At 51.8% G+C, this 21,427-nt stretch carries 22 protein-coding genes, 1 pseudogene and 1 riboswitch; of the genes and pseudogenes, 12 read left to right on the plus strand and 11 right to left on the minus strand.

Annotated elements, in window-relative coordinates:
- Window positions 1–30 precede the first annotated feature (30 nt).
- Window positions 31–798 carry a GntR family transcriptional regulator gene (locus SFC07_RS09705; RefSeq protein ID WP_411208053.1) on the minus strand — a complete coding sequence of 256 codons (768 nt, stop codon included), beginning with the start codon at window positions 796–798 and terminating at the stop codon, window positions 31–33.
- Between the two features lie 131 nt (window positions 799–929).
- Here SFC07_RS09705 and SFC07_RS09710 point away from each other — a divergent pair, with 131 nt between their 5' ends.
- The gene (locus SFC07_RS09710) at window positions 930–1,340 is read left to right on the plus strand and encodes a VOC family protein (RefSeq protein WP_411208054.1); all 411 of its coding nucleotides are present in this window, start codon (window positions 930–932) and stop codon (window positions 1,338–1,340) included.
- A 60-nt stretch (window positions 1,341–1,400) separates the two neighbouring features.
- On the opposite strand, the gene SFC07_RS09715 is transcribed toward SFC07_RS09710, so the two are convergent.
- Window positions 1,401–2,708, minus strand: coding sequence for an MFS transporter (locus tag SFC07_RS09715; RefSeq protein ID WP_411208055.1), 1,308 nt, complete (start codon window positions 2,706–2,708; stop codon window positions 1,401–1,403).
- 3 nt (window positions 2,709–2,711) lie between these two features.
- A complete protein-coding gene (locus tag SFC07_RS09720; protein ID WP_411208056.1) occupies window positions 2,712–3,899 on the minus strand; it encodes a 4-hydroxybenzoate 3-monooxygenase in 1,188 nt (395 codons plus the stop codon).
- A 325-nt stretch (window positions 3,900–4,224) separates the two neighbouring features.
- Window positions 4,225–4,334, plus strand: a riboswitch (TPP riboswitch).
- Between SFC07_RS09720 and SFC07_RS09725 the strand changes: the two genes are divergently transcribed.
- The 6 genes from SFC07_RS09725 (at window position 4,324) to SFC07_RS09750 (ending at window position 9,309) form a co-directional block, all read left to right on the plus strand.
- Window positions 4,324–4,932, plus strand: coding sequence for an ECF transporter S component (locus tag SFC07_RS09725; protein ID WP_411208057.1), 609 nt, complete (start codon window positions 4,324–4,326; stop codon window positions 4,930–4,932). Its footprint overlaps the riboswitch before it by 11 nt.
- Entirely contained in the window at window positions 4,932–6,272 is a 1,341-nt protein-coding gene (locus SFC07_RS09730; protein ID WP_411208058.1) for an ABC transporter ATP-binding protein, read from the plus strand. Before SFC07_RS09725 ends, SFC07_RS09730 begins: the two co-directional genes overlap by 1 nt.
- On the plus strand, window positions 6,269–7,024 hold the full coding sequence (locus SFC07_RS09735) for an energy-coupling factor transporter transmembrane component T family protein (protein ID WP_411208059.1): 756 nt from the start codon (window positions 6,269–6,271) through the stop codon (window positions 7,022–7,024). The genes SFC07_RS09730 and SFC07_RS09735 overlap by 4 nt, the downstream gene beginning before the upstream one ends.
- Window positions 7,021–7,509 carry a hypothetical protein gene (locus SFC07_RS09740; protein WP_411208060.1) on the plus strand — a complete coding sequence of 163 codons (489 nt, stop codon included), beginning with the start codon at window positions 7,021–7,023 and terminating at the stop codon, window positions 7,507–7,509. The genes SFC07_RS09735 and SFC07_RS09740 overlap by 4 nt, the downstream gene beginning before the upstream one ends.
- A gap of 16 nt (window positions 7,510–7,525) precedes the next feature.
- Window positions 7,526–8,584, plus strand: a complete 1,059-nt coding sequence (locus SFC07_RS09745) for a calcium:proton antiporter (protein WP_411208061.1) — start codon at window positions 7,526–7,528, stop codon at window positions 8,582–8,584.
- Between the two features lie 20 nt (window positions 8,585–8,604).
- A complete protein-coding gene (locus tag SFC07_RS09750; RefSeq protein ID WP_411208062.1) occupies window positions 8,605–9,309 on the plus strand; it encodes a PIG-L deacetylase family protein in 705 nt (234 codons plus the stop codon).
- Here SFC07_RS09750 and SFC07_RS09755 read toward each other — a convergent pair.
- Window positions 9,306–11,619: pseudogene (locus SFC07_RS09755) on the minus strand (ATP-binding cassette domain-containing protein). The gene SFC07_RS09750 and the pseudogene SFC07_RS09755 overlap by 4 nt on opposite strands.
- 147 nt (window positions 11,620–11,766) lie before the next feature.
- On the opposite strand from SFC07_RS09755, the gene tpx reads away from it, so the two are divergent.
- The gene (tpx, locus tag SFC07_RS09760) at window positions 11,767–12,264 is read left to right on the plus strand and encodes a thiol peroxidase (RefSeq protein WP_411208063.1); all 498 of its coding nucleotides are present in this window, start codon (window positions 11,767–11,769) and stop codon (window positions 12,262–12,264) included.
- A gap of 56 nt (window positions 12,265–12,320) precedes the next feature.
- Here tpx and SFC07_RS09765 read toward each other — a convergent pair whose 3' ends face one another.
- Both SFC07_RS09765 and SFC07_RS09770 read right to left on the minus strand, forming a co-directional pair.
- Window positions 12,321–14,129: a hypothetical protein gene (locus SFC07_RS09765; RefSeq protein ID WP_411208064.1), complete on the minus strand. Its 1,809-nt coding sequence runs from the start codon at window positions 14,127–14,129 to the stop codon at window positions 12,321–12,323.
- A gap of 144 nt (window positions 14,130–14,273) precedes the next feature.
- On the minus strand, window positions 14,274–15,242 hold the full coding sequence (locus SFC07_RS09770) for a DUF808 domain-containing protein (RefSeq protein WP_411208065.1): 969 nt from the start codon (window positions 15,240–15,242) through the stop codon (window positions 14,274–14,276).
- A 67-nt stretch (window positions 15,243–15,309) separates the two neighbouring features.
- On the opposite strand from SFC07_RS09770, the gene SFC07_RS09775 reads away from it, so the two are divergent.
- From SFC07_RS09775 to SFC07_RS09785, 3 genes are read left to right on the plus strand one after another with little or no spacing between them, the layout of a single operon-like run.
- On the plus strand, window positions 15,310–16,212 hold the full coding sequence (locus SFC07_RS09775; protein WP_411208066.1) for a 2-dehydropantoate 2-reductase: 903 nt from the start codon (window positions 15,310–15,312) through the stop codon (window positions 16,210–16,212).
- 16 nt (window positions 16,213–16,228) lie between these two features.
- Window positions 16,229–16,609, plus strand: coding sequence for a DUF2218 domain-containing protein (locus SFC07_RS09780; protein WP_411208067.1), 381 nt, complete (start codon window positions 16,229–16,231; stop codon window positions 16,607–16,609).
- Entirely contained in the window at window positions 16,596–16,994 is a 399-nt protein-coding gene (locus SFC07_RS09785; protein WP_411208068.1) for an NUDIX hydrolase, read from the plus strand. Before SFC07_RS09780 ends, SFC07_RS09785 begins: the two co-directional genes overlap by 14 nt.
- Here the strand turns inward: SFC07_RS09785 and SFC07_RS09790 are convergent.
- Genes SFC07_RS09790 through arsC form a run of 3 tightly spaced genes read right to left on the minus strand, consistent with a single transcriptional unit; the run spans window position 16,991 to window position 18,647 of the window.
- On the minus strand, window positions 16,991–17,380 hold the full coding sequence (locus SFC07_RS09790) for a DUF3592 domain-containing protein (protein ID WP_411208069.1): 390 nt from the start codon (window positions 17,378–17,380) through the stop codon (window positions 16,991–16,993). The two genes, SFC07_RS09785 and SFC07_RS09790, sit on opposite strands and share 4 nt — an antisense overlap.
- 3 nt (window positions 17,381–17,383) lie before the next feature.
- Window positions 17,384–18,253 (minus strand): S1 family peptidase, encoded by an 870-nt coding sequence (locus tag SFC07_RS09795; protein ID WP_411208070.1) that lies wholly within the window; start codon window positions 18,251–18,253, stop codon window positions 17,384–17,386.
- A 46-nt stretch (window positions 18,254–18,299) separates the two neighbouring features.
- The gene (gene arsC / locus SFC07_RS09800; RefSeq protein ID WP_411208148.1) at window positions 18,300–18,647 is read right to left on the minus strand and encodes an arsenate reductase (glutaredoxin); all 348 of its coding nucleotides are present in this window, start codon (window positions 18,645–18,647) and stop codon (window positions 18,300–18,302) included.
- A 27-nt stretch (window positions 18,648–18,674) separates the two neighbouring features.
- Here arsC and SFC07_RS09805 point away from each other — a divergent pair, with 27 nt between their 5' ends.
- Window positions 18,675–19,880, plus strand: a complete 1,206-nt coding sequence (locus SFC07_RS09805; RefSeq protein WP_411208071.1) for a hypothetical protein — start codon at window positions 18,675–18,677, stop codon at window positions 19,878–19,880.
- A gap of 11 nt (window positions 19,881–19,891) precedes the next feature.
- Here SFC07_RS09805 and SFC07_RS09810 read toward each other — a convergent pair whose 3' ends face one another.
- The gene (locus tag SFC07_RS09810) at window positions 19,892–20,431 is read right to left on the minus strand and encodes a DUF402 domain-containing protein (RefSeq protein ID WP_411208073.1); all 540 of its coding nucleotides are present in this window, start codon (window positions 20,429–20,431) and stop codon (window positions 19,892–19,894) included.
- Between the two features lie 4 nt (window positions 20,432–20,435).
- Window positions 20,436–21,137 carry a hypothetical protein gene (locus tag SFC07_RS09815; protein ID WP_411208075.1) on the minus strand — a complete coding sequence of 234 codons (702 nt, stop codon included), beginning with the start codon at window positions 21,135–21,137 and terminating at the stop codon, window positions 20,436–20,438.
- Window positions 21,138–21,427: the final 290 nt, after the last annotated feature.

The raw sequence follows: 21,427 nt of genomic DNA on the forward strand, positions 1-21,427 counted from the left end.
GATCGTAATTATTCCAATGATGCTGGTTGTCTAAATGCCTTGGCTTGTGGTGGTGAAGTGATACTTGAATTCCTCCGAGCGGTGAATCGCAAAGCGGAATCCAGTGGGCACACCACCCTTAGTTATAAAAACCGTTTCAATTGCTAAAAGGGGGTTCCCCGCAGCAACCTGCAATTGTTCGGCTTGCTGGGCGGTCGCTGCCGTTGCCCAAGCCTCATTATCGGATTGTTCAAGTTTGATCCCATAATCGCGTTCAAACAGTTCAAAAGCGGAAATCCCACTTTCGAGTTCCTCAATGGCGGGCATAAATTCCGCAGGGGTACGCAAATAGATGCTGGAATAGGTCAGCGGAATATTGTCCACCAAAATGGAGCGGACAAAGTGGAGCACCGTCTCAGTGGGCTCGAGCTCGAGTCTTTTTTGCACGTGGCTGGGCGGAATTATCCTTTCCAGCTGAGCCACGGTAGTGGAGGTATCTAGACCTTGAGCAGTAAGTTGCTGGAATAGGCTACCTGCCCGGGTATCGGCCGAACGATCAATCCTACGACCAGGAACCGGGAAGGTGCCTTTTCCTTGTTTCCTGTAGACAAAGCCTTCATCACTGAGTTCTTTGAGGGCTTGGCGGATTGGGGCTCGACTGACTTTAAAGCGCTCGAGGAGGAGAGCCTCGGTAATCGGAGTTGATGCATCGACAGCACCGCTTGAGATTTCGGCACGCAAGATTTCCTTGATCTGCCGATATAGGGGAACGCCGGTGCTGGGATCAAGCTTCTTATTTAATGCATTTACAGTGCTCATTGGAACTCCTCATAATATTGTTATGCCAATCCTGCATGGTGGAGCCTGGCAACGTCAAGATTCAAGTTGTGAGGAGGGTCATATTCTGTACTATGGGGCGGGAAATCCAAACTATTCCAGGGAGTAAAAATATGGCTGGCACCATTTCCACCTACGTAACCTTTAATGGATTTACCGCAGAAGTTCTCAAGCATTGGCAGGATGTTTTTGGCGGTGAGCTCAATTTGCTCACCTATGGAGACACCAATATGGATGCCATGCCTTTTGAACCAGCTCCAGACTCTTTGGCACATGGCGTGCTCACCCTGCCTGGCGGTTTGATCTCTGGAGGTGACTCCATTGACGGCGAATACCCAATTCGTGACACTGCATATTCCATGCTCTACAACGCAGAATCCCAAGAGGAAGCTCGTGAGCGTATCGACAAAATGGTTGCCGCCGGTGGCGAAGAAACCATGAAGTTTGCACCTGCACCATGGGGCGGGGCCTATGGTCAAGTATTTGATAAGTACGGCGTGATGTGGAGCTTTTCCGCCATGTAAACGCACATTAAGCCCCGTGCTTTCCTTAAGAGGTGGAAAACACGGGGCTTTAGTGTTGGATCAGCCCTGATGATTTCTCAAGGTCTTAGAGGTTGAGAAGATCAGTGCGCCGATAATTCCGACGGCAGCAAAGGCGAAGAAACCCCAAGGGTAAGCCATATTTGCGCCGACCAGCAGGCCACCCAGCAGTGGGCCGGAAATTGCACCCAAGCGGCCAATACCTGCGGAGAATCCCATGGCGGTAGCGCGCATCTTTGCCGGGTGGTTTTCACCAGTGAAGGCGTAGACGAGAACCTGGGAGCTGAAGACAAAGATACCGGTGAACAATACTGCAGCATATAGGCCGACTAGTGGCATTCGAATAGCAAGCAGCGCTAGGAAGACAGCAGAGAGAACAAACCACAGCAGGGCAGTTTTGCGGGGAGAGTGCGTATCGGCAACTTTACCGGCAACGAAGAGGCCAATGACTGCTCCAATATTGAGGACCATGAGGAAGCCTAGGGAATTGCCCATATCGTAGTCTGCTTGACGCATGATTTGAGGCAACCAGGTGTTGAGACCGTACACCAAGAGCAATCCCATAAATGAGGTTCCCCAGATGGCGATGGTGTTGCGTCGGAATGAAGGCTTGAAGAGGGAGGAAAGAGAAGAGGATTCAGCAATCTCGGCGGCATGGGTGCGGTCGAGATTATCTTCGAGGGAAAGACCATAGTCTGCTGCAATACGCTTAGCTTCAGCTTCACGGCCAGTGGAGTTAAGGAACTGTGGGGATTCTGGGAGGAAGAAGAACAGCAAGGGAAGCAGGATAATGCCGGGGACAGCGCCTGCGATAAACATTGAATGCCATCCAAAGGCATCAATGAGGAACATTCCCAAAAGTGCAGTTGCAACTGCTCCGACGTGGTAACCAGTCATCAAGCGGGTTGAAGCGGATCCTGCTTTGGAGCCTGGTCGAAATTCTGTCACCATAGCAATTGCTGTTGGAAGAGCGCCACCAAGACCAACACCAGCGAGGAAACGCCAGAGGGTAAAGAGTGGGATGCTTGAGGTGAAAGCCAAGAGCAAGGTGAAGATCGAGAAGATTGCCACCGAAAATAGCATTACCCGCCGGCGTCCTAAGCGATCGGTAAGAAAACCAATGGTTAGTGCACCAATAGTCATGCCGATAAGGCCAGTGGTAGAAATTTGGGTTGCTTGGGCAGCACTCATATTCCAGGCGGTATCTTCCAACATGGCGGGAATGGTCGCACCCAAAACGACAAGGTCAAAACCATCTAGGACGATGGCAAACCATAAAAGGGCAAGAACAATAGAAACGCTTTTAGAAGTTGTTTGAACAGATGGGGAGTTATGCAGAGAAGTAGACATGGTTTAAACCTCAAATCGGGGTAGATCGCGGCCGACGTATTGTTCAGCTAGGTAGCGTTGGCCAGCTTCGGAACCAAGAACAGATCGCAGTTCGGCGAAGCGGCGTTGGGTAGCAAAGTGGTCTTCACCGGGGACGGTGTGCAGCATCGAACTCATCCAATAAGAAAAGTGCTGCGCCTTCCAGACTCGGGGGACAGCCAGTGCGGTGTACTCGTCGAGAAGCGTTGTGTTTTTGTTTTTAATTGCGCGCGCCAAACCTGGTGCCAGCACGGATACGTCAGCCACCGCCAAGTTGAGGCCTTTGGCGCCGGTGGGCGGGACGGTGTGGGCGGCATCGCCGGCGAGGAAGAGGCGACCTTTTTGCATGGGGTCGGTGACCGCAGAGCGGAATCGCAGCACCGCTTTGTCGAAGATTTTGCCCTCGGACACGGTGATTCCGGGGGAATCAGCACGCAGATGCAGCTGCTCCCAAATACGATCATCAGGCCACATTTCGGGAGTGTCATTGGGATCGCACTGCAGGTAGTAGCGCTGGACGGTGTCCGTGCGGGTGGAGATCAGTGCAAAACCCTCGGGGTGGGTGGCATAAATGAGCTCTTTTTGAGTTTTGGGAGCTTCCACCAAAATGCCGAACCAGGCGTAGGGGTATTCATGGCGGGCACGAATACCTTCGCCATCGGTAATGATCTTGCGGTACGGAGAGTTGGAGCCGTCGGCGGCAATGACATAATCGGCAGTAATGGTGGTGGAGCTGCCGTCTGCCTCGGTATAAACCACTGTGACTTGCTCGCCGTCAAAACCTTCAACGGCGTAAACGGTCGTGGAAAAGAGCAGCTCACCGCCATCTTCTAAACGCTTGGCAATAAAATCTTTGAGATATTCATGCTGCGGATAAATGGCTACTTTATGCCCGGTGAGCTCGGTTAAAGGAACACGAATGCGCTCGCCATTGATGGAAATGTCAATGGCTTCATCGTGGTCACCTTCCTTTTCCATGCGGGCACCAACTCCGGTTTCACGCATGAGGTTCAGGGTTCCCTGTTCCAAAATTCCAGCGCGGACGGTTTCTTCCACTTCCTTTCGGGTGCGTTGTTCAAAGACTATTGATTCGATTCCTTGCAGGTGCAGCAGGTGTGCAAGGGTGAGACCGGCCGGTCCGGCACCGATAATGGCGACTGGAAAATGCGTCATGGGGGAGTCCTTTCTGGGCAATGCGCCGAGATGGTGAGCTGGGCAGCATTTAAAGCTCTTTAGTGATGCATCACTCAAAGTATTGGAAAAGCTAATTTTCGGCAAAGTGTTCACCCTGCGAACGTTGAAGAAAATTATGGCGGGCGTCACAGCCTGTGGGAACGTGGAAGTTCTTAACTATTTAAGGGGGTACCTAGGGGTGTGTTTAAGGGTCTCAATCTTGGAGCACCTTCACAGGTACCTTCACACGCCCCTTCGCTAGCAGCACCGCACGGCTTCATCTTGGCTTCTTTACTACCCATGCGTTAGGGTGATCGAGTACACAATTTGATAGCACGGGTGCTCGGTGAAATTCCGGGCTGAGATGCAGCACAGCTGCGACCGTTGAACCTGATCCGGATAATGCCGGCGCTAGGGAGGAAAAATGACTACCACTCATATGTCCAAAAAAGCTTCACAATGGCGAGTAATTGATATCGTCATCGCCGCAGTACTAGGCGTTGCCTGCGGCCTCATTTTTGTGGTGTGGAATTCCATCGGTTATGCCTGGACCACCGCTTTTGACGCACTTACCCCAGGCCTTGGTGGCATCGCCATCGGAATTTGGCTGCTCGGCGGAGTGCTCGGCGGACTAATTATCCGCAAACCAGGTGCCGCCATCTTCGTCGAAGTCCTTGCAGCCTGCGTATCTGCAGCACTTGCCTCTCAGTGGGGCATTGCCACCATCTATTCCGGCCTGGCACAGGGGCTCGGCGCCGAAATCATCTTCGCCATCTTCCTCTACCGCCGTTTCAACCTCTCCGTAGCTGTGCTCTCCGGTATTGGTGCAGGTCTGGGTGCAATTTTGCTGGAGCTTTTCTTCTATGGCAACGCCGCAAAATCTTTGAGCTTTAACCTCATTTATGGCTCCACGGTCCTGATCTCCGGCGCAATTTTAGCCGGCGCCTTGGGCTGGTTCCTGGTTCGAGCCTTGGCTCGCACCGGCGCCCTTGAGCGCTTTGCCGCTGGTCGCGAATACCGCCAGGAGGTCTAATGACCGTTGCGATCGGCACGCGAGTTATCGCGCGCAATTTCGGCTACCGCCACGCATCTCGCAAAAATCCCGCGCTCAGCAATATCAACTTCGACATTGCGCCCGGCGACCGCGTCCTGCTCACCGGCGCCTCCGGCTCCGGCAAATCAACCCTGCTCGCCGCGCTGGCCGGGGTGCTCGGGGGAGGTGAGGAAGGCGAGAGCAGCGGTGAGTTGCTTTGCGACGCCTCCTCGGTGGGGCTGGTGCTCCAAGATCCAGACTCGCAAGTCATCGCCTCTCGTATTGGCGATGATGTGGCCTTCGGCTGCGAAAACATGGGAATCCCACGGGCGGAAATCTGGCCCCGGGTGGAACGTGCTCTCGACATGGTGGGACTCAACCTTCCGCTAAGCCATCCCACCAAATATCTTTCAGGTGGCCAAAAACAACGCCTGGCCTTGGCTGGAGTAATAGCCATGGGCGCCCGCTTAATTTTGTTGGATGAGCCCACGGCCAACCTTGATCCAGAAGGCCAGCAAGAAGTAGTGGCTGCCGTCAATAAGGTTGTCGCTGAAACTGGCGCTACCTTAATTGTGGTGGAACACCGCCACCAGCTCTGGCTTAATTCCATCAACCGCATTATTAATATCACTGATGGCCAAGACTTAAGCCCCGCGGATTTGCCCACTTTGGGATCGCTGCCCACGGCACGGCCTGCGTCAACGGCATCCCTTATGAGTGCGGAGACGCTGCTTTGCTCCTGGGGACCAGCGCGTTCCTTTAACATTCCCGCGACTGCCTCCACGGTGATTACTGGACCCAATGGTGCTGGTAAATCAACTCTGGCCTTAACAATCGGTGGACTGATTGCACCTAAATCAGGCCACTTGGAACTAAGCGACAATCTCAAACAAGGCCTAAAAAAGCCTCCGCACCGGTGGAAGTCTGCAGAACTGGCTCAACGCATTGGCACTGTTTTCCAAGACCCCGAACACCAATTTGTCTCTCGTAGTGTGCGCGCGGAACTTGAGGTGGGACCAAAGGTAATGCAGGTAGATGCCAGCGACCGCATTGAAGAGCTGCTGGACCGTTTGCGTTTAAGGCACTTGGAAAATGCAAATCCTTATACCCTCAGTGGTGGCGAAAAACGCCGACTCTCGGTTGCAACTGCTCTGGTAGCAGCGCCACAACTCTTGATACTGGATGAGCCAACTTTTGGCCAAGATTCTGAAACCTTCAAGGAATTGGTGTGGATGCTGCGTGGCCTTAGTGAATCTGGGACCACCATTGTTTCCGTAACCCACGACCCTGATTTCATTGCCGCACTTGGCGATCACCACATCGAGGTGAGCGTAAAATGAACCTACTGTATGGAATCAATCCAGTTACCCGCATTATTGCGCTGATGGTTTTAACCACTCCGCTGCTGCTCAGTGTGGATGTGGTGTCTGCTGCAATCGCGCTGGCTGCGACGGTGCTTTTGGCTCCTCTCGCTGGGGTGAGTTGGAAAATGTTGTTCAAACGAGGCTGGCCACTTTTTATCATGGCACCTCTAGCGGCGACCTCGATGGCGCTTTATGGACGTCCAGAAGGTAAGGAGTATTTCAGCTTCCTGTTAGCACATGTCACCGACAATTCCCTGGCCTTAGCCCTGGCCATTGGCGTGCGAGTGCTGGCGATCGGCATGCCGGTTATCGTGTTGATAGCCAGAATTGACCCCACCGAACTGGGCGATGGCCTTGCTCAAATCTTGAAGCTGCCAGAGAGGTTTGTCATCGGAGCAATCGCTGGCACTCGGCTCATGACTTTATTCCAAGAAGACTGGCATTCTATGGCTAGGGCCAGAAGAGCTCGTGGTATTGCTGATCAAGGTCGGATTAAACACTTCTTCACCATGACTTTCGGCATCTTGGTGCTCTCTATTAGGCGAGGATCAAAGTTGGCCACGGCTATGGAAGCCCGCGGATTTGGGCGCACCACCGGACGCACCTGGGCCCGCGAATCCCGGGTGGGGGTTAAAGATTTTGCCGTCGTTGGAGTGTGTTTGGCGATTTCCACTGCTGCCATTCTTATTGCGGTTTATACCGGCTATTTCCGCTTTTTGGGTACATGATCACAATCCTTATCGATGGCCAATCAGGCTCTGGAAAAACCACACTAGCTGCAGAGCTCGCTGAAATAACGGGCTTTCAGCTGGTGCACCTTGATGATTTTTATCCCGGGTGGTCGGGGCTAGCCGCGGCATCTGAGATGGTTGCGCGGGATGTTTTGCATCCCAAAAACCCTGGCTTCTTCCGCTGGGATTGGGAGCTTAATCGCCAAGGCGAATGGGTTTCTTTAAAGCGTGGCCACAGTCTTATCGTGGAGGGCGCTGGGGCGCTGAGTGCGGCGTCGAAAAGCAGCGCTTTAAAGCTGGGCACCTTGGTGACGGTGCGGATCACGGCGCCGGAATCGTTGCGGAAGAAGCGTGCTTTGCAGCGCGACCCCAGCTACGCGCCCTATTGGGAGATGTGGGCTGAGCAGGAGCGCGAGCATCTGGATTTCAGTATCCCGGCCGATATCGAAATTGTGCTAGATTCGAATGGAGTTGCGATATAGCCCACGAAGTGACGGGATGAAGCCCATGCCATTATTGTCCAGAATTGATTACCTGCGCCTTGTGCTGGGGTGGCTGGCAGTTGTGGGCTTGGGCGGGATTGCTTTTCCATCGCCGCTGCTACACCTTGTTGTGGTGGTGGCGGTGATTATTTTTTGTGCGTTTGGCGTGGTCAAAATGGCGGAATCGCTAGCGGACATACTGGGAGATCCACTGGGATCATTGCTGCTCAGCCTTTCCATTGTGGTTATTGAAGTAATTTTGATTTCAGCAGTGATGTTGGGACCTGCGCATTCTGCCACCATCGCGCGCGATTCGGTGCTGGCTGTCTCCATGATTATTTTGGCGCTGGTCATGGGTCTTGCTTTGCTACTTGGGGGAATCAAGTTTGGCGGCTTGAAACATAATGGAATTGGCGCAAGTACTTACCTGATCATGATTATCACCTTGATGGTGACAGCCTTTGGGCTGCCCTTGGTGTTGGGGGAGTTTAATAAGGTACAAGCGGTCGTGGTTGCACTGCTTACAATGGGCCTTTATGGCTTCTTTCTTTATCGCCAAACCGGTGCTCAAGCTGAGGATTTTCAAGAACCCCATCACATTCAAAAGGAGACCGTGGCGAAACCTCGCGATGTGGTGCTGAGAGTTCTTATTCTGCTGCTCATGGCCATTCCTATTGTGCTGTTATCCCATGAAATGGCCGATTCCATGAACACTGTGCTCACTAATTTAAAAGCGCCGGCGGCATTGGCGGGCTTAGTCATTGCCATCATCGTCTTTCTGCCTGAAACGATCACCTCCTTGCGCGCAGCCTGGGGTGGAGAAGGCCAAAGGCTGATCAATCTGGTGCACGGAGCCCTAGTATCAACGCTGGGTTTGAGCATTCCCAGCGTGCTGCTCATTGCAGTTATTAGCGGGCAAGAGATTATGCTCGCACCAACCTCCGGCGAGGTACTTTTTGTCGGCACAGCCACCGCGATTAATATGCTTGCCTTTAGCTCCCACAAGGTGACAGCCATTCACGGCGCAGCATTGCTCATGATTTTTGGGGCTTATCTACTCGGCATGTTTAATTAGCTTCGCCTAGGCTAGGGCACATGAGTGAACTTGAAACTCTAAATTGGCAGGACTGGAAGCGTGTCCTGGTTGTAGTCGCCCATCCGGATGATGCCGAATATGGCCTCTCAGCTGCGGTTAAAGAATGGAGCGACGCGGGAGTAGAGGTCTCCTATTTGTTGCTAACCCACGGCGAGGCTGGTATTCAGGGCCTCGACCCAGCCGAAACTGGCCCCTTGCGCGCAGCGGAACAGCAAGCAGCCTGTAACTTGGTTGGCGTTAAAAACCTCACCATGCTTAACCACCCGGATTCCATGTTGGTGTATGGCCTGGAGCTGCGTAAGGACATCGCCCGCGAGATTCGCCTGCGCAAACCGGACGTAGTAATCCTGAGCAATTTTGATGTTGAGGCCTATGGCGGACTCAACCAAGCAGACCACCGCGTGGCGGGTCTCGCAGGCATTGATGGCACCCGCGATGCAGCCAACCCCTGGGCCCAGCGCGAACTTCTTGCAGAGGGCTTGCAGCCCTGGAGCACCACCCACATCATGATCACCGGCCACGATAACCCCACGCACTCCATGCAGCTAAAGCCGGAGTCCGTGGCAGCAGGCGTGGCTTCCTTGGAAGCGCACCAACGCTACCTTGAAGCCCTGCCCAATCACCCCAAACCAGCGGAATTTATTCCAGAGGTGCTGCGCACAGAGGATGGCTACGCCAAGAAATTCCGAGTTTTCGGAGCTTAGCTCACGTAGTTCTTAATGTGACGGCCAGTGGGAGTGTCTACCTTGATGAGCTCGGCAGGCGTTCCCTCAAAAACAATCTGACCACCATCGGAACCGGCGCCAGGTCCGACATCAATAATATGATCGGCATGGGCCAAAACGGCGAGGTGGTGTTCAATAACAATCACCGATTTGCCGGCATCAACCAATTGATCAAAAAGCGCTAACGAGGTCTTAATATCCGCAAGGTGCAGGCCAGTGGTGGGCTCATCCAAAATAAAGGTGGTGGCCTTCTCCGCCATATGAGTGGCCAACTTCAAACGCTGACGATCACCGCCAGAAAGTGTGCTCAGCGGCTGACCTAAGGTGATATAGCCCAAACCAACATCTACCAGGCGCTTTGCGATCTTCGCCGCGGGCAAAATCTTAGACTCGGCAGCTGAGAAAAACTCCACCGCCTGCTGCGCGGAGAGGCCTAAAACCTCGGAAATATCTTTCCCACCAAAGTGATACTCCAACACGGCCTCATCAAAACGCTTGCCCTCGCAGACCTCACAAGGAGAAGACACCCCGGCCATCATGCCCAAATCAACATAAACGGAACCCGCACCCTTGCAATTCGGACAAGCGCCCTCAGAATTGGGGGAGAAGAGTGCCGGCTTGACATCATTTGCCTTCGCAAAAGCCTTGCGAATGGAATCCAACATGCCGGTATAAGTCGCCGGATTGGAACGATTGGAACCATGGATCGAGGATTGATCGACAAAAACCACCGAGTCATCACGCGGAATCTCCCTAATCAAAGAAGATTTACCCGAGCCAGCCACTCCAGAAATCGCCGTGAGCACGACTAATGGAATATCTACATTCACATTTTTGAGGTTATTGCGCTGCGCATTCCGAATCTCAATCGCGCCAGTGGCGCGTCGAAAAGCACCCTTTAACTGGGCGCGGTCATTAAAGTGCCGGCCAGTCACGGTGTCACTGTTTTTAAGCTTTTCGACGGATCCCTCAAAGCGAATCTCGCCACCATTGGAACCAGCACCCGGACCCAAATCAATAACATGATCTGCATTGGTAATGGTCTCGGGCTTATGCTCAACCACCAGCACGGTATTGCCCTTATCGCGCAGATCCAGCAGCAGCTTATTCATGCGCTCGATGTCATAGGGGTGCAGTCCCGCGGTGGGCTTATCAAAAACATAGGTGACATCAGTCAGGGCAGAGCCTAAGTGCCGAATCATCCTGGTGCGCTGGGCTTCGCCACCAGAAAGAGTGCCGGCTGGACGATCAAGTTGGATATAGCCAAGTCCGATTTCCACGAAGTTGTCCAAGGTATCGCTTAGCGCCTGGAGCAGCGGAGCGATGGAGGGAGCCTCCACATCTTTAATCCACTTCGCCAGGTCGCGGACTTCCATTGCGCAAAGCTCTGCAATATTCTTTGCCATTGATCTTTGATTCCAATGCGTGGGGCGCCAGGCGAGTTCCACCGCAGGCCGGGCAGGGAATAAAGGTCACTGCACGATCAACAAAGGTGCGAATATGCTTTTGTATTCCTTCGCGATCCTTATTAAGCGTCGACTTTTGGATAGGTGGAATTAGACCCTCATAGCTCATATTGATCCCAGCGATTTTGCGTTTGGTGGGCTCCAAATAGAGGAAATTATGCCTTTCCTCCTCAGTAAAACCCTTAATGGGTTTATCAGGTTCAAAGAGCTCTGATTCCGCATACATGCGATAGTTCCAACCACCTTGGGTATATCCCGGGATAGTCAGAGCCCCCTCATTGAGTGAGAGGTTGTCGTCGAAAAGCTCTTTAAGGTCAATGCCTGAGGCGCGGCCCATGCCCTCGCACGCGGGGCACATGCCACCGGTGCGTTTGAAGGTGGTTTTCTCCTTTTTAGACTTCCCACCCTTTTCGACGGTGACGGCACCAGCAGCAGAGACCGAGGGCACGTTGAAGGAATAAGCGCCCGGACCGCCAGCATTGGGCTCGGCGATGCGGGAAAAGAGGATGCGCAACATCGCGGTGGCATCAGTGGCAGTACCAACGGTGGAGCGCGGATTTGCTCCCATTTGTTCCTGATCCATATCCGGGCGCGCCATCGAGGGTATAAATCCCTGGACAAAGGTGCTGTAGGTTTCATTGATGAGGTGGCGAGATTCCGCAGCGATGGTGGCAAAGACCAGCGAGGATTTACCTGAACCGGAAACGCCAGTAAAAACTGTGACGCGTCTTTTAGGAATATCAACTGAGACATTCTCGAGGTTGTTTTCGTGGGCGCCGTGGACGCGAATCCAGTCATGAGAATCTGCCTTTTTGCATGGCAACCGTCCTATCTATTGAATAGATTTTGGACACGGCAAAGGGCATCGCTGCCTCTTAAATTCTCCGCCTAGATCCCGAAAAGCCCGGTTATGCGGTGACTTGGGTATGTTGTTGGCAGCTTTGGCTCACTTTTGCTTAGGATGGTGGCCATGGCTACAACTCATTTTCAAGGTACTGAAACCCCAACCTCCGGCGAGCTTCCTGCAGTAGGCTCCAAGCTTTCTGATTTTTCCCTCGTGACCACCGATCTTTCCGAGGTCTCTCTGGAAGAATTCAAGGGTCGTCGCGTTGTTATTAACATCTTCCCATCCGTAGACACCGGCGTCTGCGCAGCTTCCGTTCGTAAATTCAACGAAGAAGCAGCCCAGCTTGAAAACACAACCGTGCTCTGCGTTTCCAAGGATCTCCCATTTGCTTTGGGCCGTTTCTGCTCCGCTGAGGGCATCGAAAACGTCACCACCGCATCTGCATTCCGTTCCACCTTCGGTGAGGACAACGGCCTGATCCTTGACGGCTCGCCACTGAAAGGGCTTCTGGCTCGCAGCGTTGTTGTTATCGACGAAAATGGCGAAGTTATCTACACCCAGCTCGTTGATGAAATCACCACCGAGCCTGATTATGAAGCTGCAATCGCTGCGCTGAACTAAATCCATACAAACCTAAGGGCGCCACCGCAATTGCGATGGTGCCCTTTTTCGATTGTTTAGGGAGTGGGTTCTGCAGTTTCCTCGGTTGTAGTTTCTGGATTGCTACTAGCCGTAGGTTCCGCGGTGGTATCTACTGGTTCTAAGGATTCGGTGGGTTCAGGCTCAGAAGTGGTTTCTGACGCTGGAGTTGACTCAGAAGTCCGAATCACCGTAGTCGCGGCGGAGGTTTCTTCTTCTACTACTGGGGATGGAAGAGACTGAGTTGGTTTTGCCAAGGTGACAGGAGCAGTATCAGGGCGCTCAATGGTAATCGGTGAATCAGGCAGAATATCTTCCGGGTTTGGTGCCTGGGAAATAGGAGCTTCGATCACTAGATTATTTGAGTTTTGGTTAGCTCGCTCTGAGCCTATGGTCGAATCTGCTAGAAATGACTCCGCCCCTTGCGGAAGTTGCAGGGAATTTTCTCCCGGAACTAGTTGGGAGTTATCCTCGGTTTCAGACCGCTGGTTCAGAGCTGCGAAAGGATCTTCCAAGAACTCCATTATTAGATCGCCTGCGCCGGTGTCACTCTCGCTGGTGCTTTCACTACTTGAGCTGCCTCTAGAACTGGAGGACTCTTTGGTGATTGGCGGGGAGGCGATGAGAATTTCAAATGGAATGCTGGAGAGAGTGGTTAGTTCAGTCCGCTTGAAGCTACTAGCAGATTCGTCAGAATCCACGAAAAGCCCAATATTGGCAAAAACGATTGAGGGAATTGCTACGCCCAAAGCCAGGGGGGTAATAAAATCCCAGTGCCGTGGTGCTATGTAATTCTCGGAATCATGATTGCGACGGAATAGAACCCATAGCGAAATCATGACAGCCGTAATGCCGAGGCCCAAAAATCCAACTGCGCCACGCGGACTAAAACTACTCAGGTGAACGCCCAGAAAAACGGTGATAACGCCGAGTAAAATCCATAAATTAGGTGCGAAATTTTGATAGCGTGTGCACCTTAAAGTGGAATATGGAGAGGTAGATTCTTGGTTTTCCAAAGAGCTACTGAAGGCAACAACCTTTGAACGATAACTCGAAGGCTGCTCTGAAAAAGGCACGAGCGCCGGGAGCTGTTTTGTCTCGATGAGGCGTTGGCTCTTGGTCCATGCAATAAAGGGGAGTGCATCAATCCTGATGCACAACACGTGGGATTCACATTCACGGTTGACGAAGGTGCGCACCATGGGCCGAAAATCATGAGTTTGGCAAAAAGCTATTGCATCAGCAAGAGAAACTGCGGAATCAACATCAAGAATGCCGCACTCTTGGCCATCAAGGTATAGATAAACAATGCCTTCAACCTCACGCAGTTCGCATAAAACAGTTGCTTGAGCTGGTAAGTTCTTAAAGAGGGAAAGCTTTGTCGGCTCTACAGTCCATTCTTTGCCTCCTGGTAGGAGGGTCCATTTGGTTGTTGGAGGTGAGTTAAGGAAAGTTGATCGTGCTGGATCGCCGAGTGCGATGGCAGCCAAATATGACTCACCGAGGGTGATTCTTAGAACACAGTCAATGACGGATCCTGAAGCGAAAATCCGTGCAAATTGAGAGTCAAAAATAAGTTCAGGATCACGAAGAGTGCCGACTGCTTCACCTGAGACATAGACCTTGATGGTGGTACCAGCGTCTGCTGGTACCAAGATCGCGCTTACAGAACGATTCTGCTTATCCTCGGCGGCGAACTTCTCAAGTGTCGCCCGGGGGATATTTTCGACTGGGTAGAGTTGGATTTTTTCTCCAGAAAGGGGAGGTACCAGTGGATACACTGGAGTATGGTCATGAGAATCCAGGGGTATAGAGATGACCGACTGGTTAATAGTGTCAGTCATCATCCCTCCAGACTCTTCATGTCGATTTTGGTAGGCGCGATCGTGCAACCATCGAGATGATAGCAAGGAGTTTAACGCCTATTGAAATTGTACCTTTGTACATTTCTACCTGGTGATTTCTGAGGAAATTAAGGCGTCCTAGTGTGCCTATTCGGCAACATTCACAGGCTTCTCGGGAGCCTTCTTAGGAATGAATCCCTTTATCAAGAAGATTACCGCCAAAATAATGGCTCCCCAGATGAGACCAAAAATAAAAGATCCCAGAGTATTGCCGAACCAACCTAGTACCCCGCCACCAAGGTGATGAGCCCATTCTTCTAGGCCGTGAACCAGGTGATAGGGAAGTGCCCACCCTAATTCTTCAGTACCTACCACCATAATATGGCCACCAACCCATAGCATGGCGAAAATTCCGACTACGGAAATAACCTGCAAAATAATCGGCATCGCCTTCACCAAGCCACGGCCAAAGGCTTTAGCTCCAGAGGATTCGCGCTGGGTTAAAGCTAGACCCATATCATCCATCTTGACCAAGAATCCGACCACACCATAAACAAGTGCGGTGATGCCAATGCCAACAACAATGAGGACCGCTGCTTGCATCCAAACGCTTTGATCGGCGATCTCGTTGAGGGAAATCACCATAATTTCTGCAGAAAGAATGAGGTCTGTGGTGATAGCCCCCTTTACTAGCTGGTCTTCTGATTGGGGAGATTCCTGAGACTTTGGTTTGGTGGAATGCTCTTCATGCTTAATGCGGTGCTGGATGGAATGGAAAATCTTCTCAGCACCCTCAAAGCAGAGATAGGAGCCACCCAACATCAGGATGGGGGTTAGTGCCCAAGGAGCAAAAGCGGAGAGCAACAGGGCTATCGGCAAAATAATGATGAGTTTATTAACTAAAGATCCCTTGGCAATGCGCCAAATCATGGGAAGCTCGCGTGAAGGCTTAATACCTTGCACATACTGCGGAGTCACCGCGGCATCATCGACAACAACGCCGGCTGCCTTAACGCTGGTCTTTCCAGCCATCGCAGTCACATCATCCACGCTGGCTGCAGCAGCGCGAGTAATCGCTGCTACGTCATCTAAAAGTGCTGCTAATCCGCCAGCCATGATTGACTCCTTAAAATTGAGGGGTAATGCATACAAATGATACTAGGGGTGGGGCATTATGGCAGTCATGAAGATTGCAATCAATGGCGCAGGTGCCGTGGGCGGATTTTTTGGAGCGCGCCTTAAAGAAGCAGGCCACGATGTCACCTTGGTGGCACGAGGTGAGACTTTAAAGGTGCTGCGTGAGCGTGGTGTGCTCATAAAAGATCCAGCTGGTGAACGCCTAGTACGTGTTCCAGTTGTCCCCACGGTACAAGAATTAGGTGACGTGGATGTAGTGCTGATTGCTACCAAAGCCCTGGCGCAGAGCACATCCGCACAGGAACTCCTCGCTGAAATTTCACCAGAGGCGATTATTGCAACCACCCAAAATGCAGTGGAAGCTCCTTTAGAAGCCGCTGCTGTAGTGGGAGAACAGCGGGTATGGCCCGGCGTCGTGCGTGGATTTTTTGTGCACACAGGTCCTGGAGCAGTGGAATTTCGAGGTGGTCCGACTTCCTACACCTTTAAAGATGATGGTCCGCGTGCACAAGAGTTCGCAGAAATCCTCCAAAGTGCCGGTATTGACGGAATTGCCCATTCCGATATTTGGGTAGATATGTGGGAGAAGGCGATGTTTGTGACGGCATTTGGTGGCCTGGGGGCTTTCGTCGAAAAGCCTCTTGGGGTCTTGCGCACGTATTTCCGCGACTCTTTGAAGGCGTTGATGACTGAGATTTACCAGGTGGCTCAAGCTTCCGGGGTGCAGATGCCGGTTGATTCGGTAGCGCGCACTATGGATTTTGCTGATCAAATGCCGGAAAATTCCACCAGTTCGATGCAGCGAGATCTATTGTCGGGCCAATCCAGCGAACTTGATGCGCAGCTGGGAGCAATCTGTAGAGCGGGGCAAAAATTTGGGGTGAAAACGCCACTGCATGACCTACTTTTTGCAGCTCTTGTGCTTAAAACAGAGAAAAGCGAACCTTAGGGATAGAATAAAACTTATGATTGTTTCTTCTACGGCCCGAGTCAGTCTTGATCGTCCAGGGCGATATGCCAAGCAATTGACCAGCCATTTGGGGGAAAAACTTAATACCAACTGGGATGGGGAAGCCAACAGAGGTTCCATCGTGCTCAAAGGCGACGGTGCTGATGCTGCCGATGAGAAGCTAGCTTTTGATGGCACCGCCTCCTGCGATCTGGTTGCCGGAGATGGCGTTTTACTACTTCATATCGAAGCACCAGAAAATCTGGTGGAACGCTTTGAAAGCGTCATTGGGCGCCACCTGGTCGGCTTCGGCCGCAGCATTGCCATGCGTGTTGCTTTTCGACGCGGGGATGGTAGCGAAGGGCTGGTGTTTGAGACCGAACATGCAGCACAATAATCTAATCCGCATCGCGGCGGTGGTTTTCCGCAACCCCCAAGGCGAAATCCTTAGTGTCCGTAAAGCTGGCACCGCCTCATTTATGCTACCCGGTGGCAAACTCGAAGCAGGGGAATCAGGTTTGGAAGCTGCAATTCGGGAAATCGCAGAAGAGCTCCATTTGAAGCTTGAGGCAACGGAGCTGTCACATTTGGGTCGTTTTGGCGCTGAAGCTGCCAATGAATCCGGATTCAGCGTTGATTGTGATGTTTTTGTTTATGCCCATGTCCTCACCGAACTTCCGGCAGTGTTTGAAGAAATCGCCGAGGCGCGCTTTTTCCCCGCTGATTCCCAAGCTGCCGAGTTGGCACCATTGAGCCGTGATGTGGTTTTCCCGCAACTTTAGGACACGAAAACTAATAGCGGAATTGCTGTGAGCAGCATCAATACACCCATAAGCATTAAGAATACGCGGGCAGTTATATCCCGCCTCGGCGTCATTGCTCGAACATTGGTGGGATCATCTTTATGGACTCGCAGTAAAATCACTTCCCCCGGATTCATAACCGGATGGGGAGTGGTTTTTTCCAACACCCCGAAAACCTCGTGGTCATCATGGGTAAAGCGGTATTGCGTTTGATAGCGTTCATCGGAGTTTTGGATAAACCCTGTGACTTCTGCTCGGACTTTATAAGAACTAGCGCGGAAGCTGCGGTCGCGAAAGCTTAAGTAAAGAGCTAGTCCAATGCAGACCACTCCAATGGCCAGCACAATCAGTAGCGTTGCCCACATGAATTAAGCGCTGCCTGCAGCCCAGTCTCGAAGAAATCCATCAAGTGTGGAACTTCCGGTCGTTGGAATATTAACAATTTGTGGATTTGGAATATAAGTGGGGAAAGCCGTGGCATCGACCAGTGGGGAAGGTGCATTTGTGATTGCTGGCATGGCTTTGCCGGAATAACGAGTAATCCAATCAGCATATTCCGCGACTGGAACATACCAACCAACAGTTCCGGCATGGTTCGCCGCACCTTCAACTGCGGTGGACATACTCAGCACACCAGCTAATTGCCCATTGATAAAGAGCGGTCCGCCGGAATCACCAGGCATAAGCCGCCCATTGGTAATTTGTCCCTCCAACAAGATCGCACTGGTATCAGGCCCCTCGAGGTTTGTTATACGTCGCTGTACGTTGACATCCGCCTGCTGGGCGATCTGTTGGTTAAGCGCTGAATAACCGCCCCAGCCGGAGGCCGTGCCTTGCTCACCGGGTTGGACATGGGCACCATAGATTTCCGGAGTGGCTGCGTTGTTTGGGGAATAAAGCTCTACTAACGCTAGATCCGCGGTGGGGTGGATAATCGCCTGCTTAACTGCCTCGAAGGTGCTTATCGTGGATGATCCAATGGCAGCTCCAGCATTGCCAGCTTCAGGAATGCAGTGACGCGCGGTAAGCACCCACGTTGGGGTAATAAGTGTTCCGGTGCAGGCCACGTTACCGATCTGAAGACGCACCAGGGAAGAAGAAGTGTTGAGGGAGGGCAGTGAGATAACATTGCGCCCGTCCGCGATGGCCTGAGCAGGAGCTGCATTGATGAAACTCGATCCCACAAGGAGAGAACTCAGCGCAGCAGCGGAAATGGCGCGGGGCAATGCTTTAGACATAATTGTCAGTCTAGATGCTTGGGGGTATTTTTGTCTCAATCAGGGGTTAAAGCATTTCATCAATCACAGTGATTTTGGGGCGAGCTATGCGAGCCCCTTTCGGCGTTGCCACAATGGGACGCTCAAGTAATTTGGGATGGGTGAGGATCGCGTCGATAAGCTCACTTTCGGGAGTTTCGGGGCTTAAACCCAGCTCCTTATATTCGGCCTCTTTAGTGCGGATTCCTGCGTGAACAGGAATGCCCATGGTGCTAAAAAGCTCCTGCAATTCCGTCGCATTAAGGGGCTGCTTCAAATAATTAATTACAGTCGGCTCAATTCCTTGTTCTTGAAGGTATTTGAGGGTATTTCGCGAAGTAGAGCAGCGCGGATTGTGATAAATAGTGACATCCATATCCCTGAGACTACTAATGTTCATGGCATGATTCTTCAAATATTCAGAGTTGCCTTCGCATTTGTGGGCATTATTGTTGGCGCAGGCTTCGCCTCAGGGCAGGAAGTGATGCAGTATTTTGTAGCTTTTGGTGTGGATGGCATCTGGGGAGTTGTCCTCTCCGCGGTGATCATGACCATCATGGCGCTCGTCATTTTGCAATTGGGCAGCTATTTTAATGCAGCTGAACACGGCGAAGTTTTTCGACGAGTCAGTCACCCCGTCTTTTCCAAAATTCTTGATATCGGCGTGATCATTACGCTTTTTGCTACTGGCTTTGTGATGTTCGCAGGCGCGGGCTCCAACCTTAATCAGCAGTGGGGGCTGCCTCTATGGGTAGGTGCAGTGCTGATGGTGGTGTTGGTGCTGGCTGCCGGCATGTTGGATGTGGATAAGGTCACCACCGTTATTGGTGCGATCACTCCATTCATCATCATTTTCATCACCGCAGCTTCGATTTACACCCTCATTGAGGGCAACTTCAGCCCTGTGGATCAGCTGGACGCAGCGGCGCTTGCTGTGGGAACGACCTTGCCACACTGGGCAATTGCGGCCATCAACTACGTAGGCTTCAACATGATGGTTGCGGTTTCTATGGCAGTGGTGATCGGTGGCTCCATGTTTAACCCTCGAGTGGCAGGCCGGGGCGGTTTGCTGGGCGGAGTGATCCTCGGCTTCCTGATCATCATCAGCGCTTTGACAATTTTTGCCACCGTAGAAACTGTGGGACATGATGATATGCCCATGCTGACCATTATTAATGAACTCAACCCCATTGCCGGGCAGGTTATGGCCGTGGTTATTTACGGCATGATCTTTAATACCGCATTGGGCATGTTTTATGCCTTGGGTAAGCGCTTGACTGCGTCTAAGCCAGAACGTTTCAGGCCGGTCTACATTGTGACCGTGCTCGTGGGCTTTGTGCTGAGTTTTGTTGGCTTTAAGAACCTGGTCGGCTGGGTTTATCCGATCCTGGGCTATATCGGTTTGCTACTTATCGCCGTCATGATGGTGGCGTGGTTCCGTGGCCGAGTGCGCATTTATAAGGAATCAGAGCGCCGCATGCGCATTGTTGATCTGCTGCAAATTGGCCACGATGGATCATTGAGCGAGACTGAGCGCAAAGAGCTGCAAAAAGATATCCATGACTCAAATCTGAATGAAGAACAAATTAGAGCCGCAACTTCTAAGTAGAGCTCTACAGCTTATTCTGCTGGTACCAGTTCGATTGAGCTGGCATCAGCCCAGGTAAGTTCAATGCCTTTGGAGCGCAGCCACTCCATGGGATCATCGCCGTGGCGGGTAATTCCCTCCACGGCATTTAGCGTTGCGTCGATAGCCTTCTCGGCATCGTCGGCAGTGATAAGTCCAGCTGAGGTAGCTGCTGCAAGTTCATCAATATCAAGCACAGTGACGGGCTGACCAACATTGGACACCAGATCTACGTAGAGATCGCGGGTGGTCCAAATATTGTCCTCGACCTTGATTTCAGCGACGTCAATATAAAAATCTTTCTTTTCAGCAGCGCCATCGCGGAAGTGGAAAATATTAGCGCGTAGACCTAGTTCAGGCAGGAGCCAGCTTTCCAAGTAGCCAAAACGAGGGTGGTTGGCGCCGCGAGCCATATAAAGGCCAAAGTCAGTGACCTTGAAGGTATCAACCTCGCGGAGAAATCCCTTGGGGTCAGTGTTTACGGATGCTTGAGTATTAAAGGTCTCTTGCTTTACCGGGTGTAGATCAGTCATTTTTCTACCTCACATCAAAGACGACAGCGGTCGGGGCAAAGTTGCATTCTGCCTGACCGCCTTCTGTAGTTGTGCTCAGTCCGCCAGACATAATTGCGACAATAATTCCGGTTCCTGTATCAGCCACTCCAGAAATTGTGGAAGGACCTTCAGGATTAATACCGGTATTGCCCAAAGTTGTTGTGCCATACCTGAGAGTGCTCAAGTTAGCCCACTGAACTTGCATGGTGCTGTGTTGATCACGAGCTAGAGCTCCAGTGCCAAGCGCGGTGAACACAAAGGATGATTGCCCAACCCCAGCTCCCGGAAGGGGCAGTGCGGCAGGACCAGGAACTGCGAATACAGAACCTACAGAAGCTGAATTGCCATTAATACAATTTTCGGCGCGGGTGGGCCAGAAGAATTGCGCAATGCGTGGTGCGTTTTCAGGAATTGAAATCTCGGATTCAGCTGGAGTTTCGCTGATGAGACCGAGGGCTTGGGTGACAGTATTTTTTACGTCCTGTGGAACCCAAGGCTGATTTACTGCCTGGAGAACTTGTTGGCGTACTTGCTCATTAGGGCGACCCCATTGATCAAGTGGTAAGCCACTAGACAGGTTCGAGGTGTAGTTGAAGGCTTGCTCAACCGGGCTTATAGCGTGCGCTGCGGGAGTGGCAAAGGCAATGGTGGTAGCCAGTGCGACTGCAGTGATTCTCTTAAACACGGTTGTTTTACTTACCTTTCATAGAGGCTGACAAACTAGAAACTTTAGTCACATTTGTAACACAAATTCACTTTCGTTCCTCCTGCCACACTAATCGCTCAAAGTTAAGTGTCAATACAAGTTCAACTAATCTTCATATGTAATTCTCAGACAATTCTCTTGGGCGCTTAGAGTTGCTTAATAATTGCTGTATTCGGCTTCTTGTGTAGCTTGTCGCTATAAGTTGCTGAATTGTTACCTAAAATTTAAAAAAGTCCAGAATTTATCGAATAATTTTTTCCGCGAGTTTT

It is taken from the genome of Corynebacterium callunae (genome assembly GCF_046592015.1).
Classification (GTDB): domain Bacteria; phylum Actinomycetota; class Actinomycetes; order Mycobacteriales; family Mycobacteriaceae; genus Corynebacterium; species Corynebacterium callunae_A.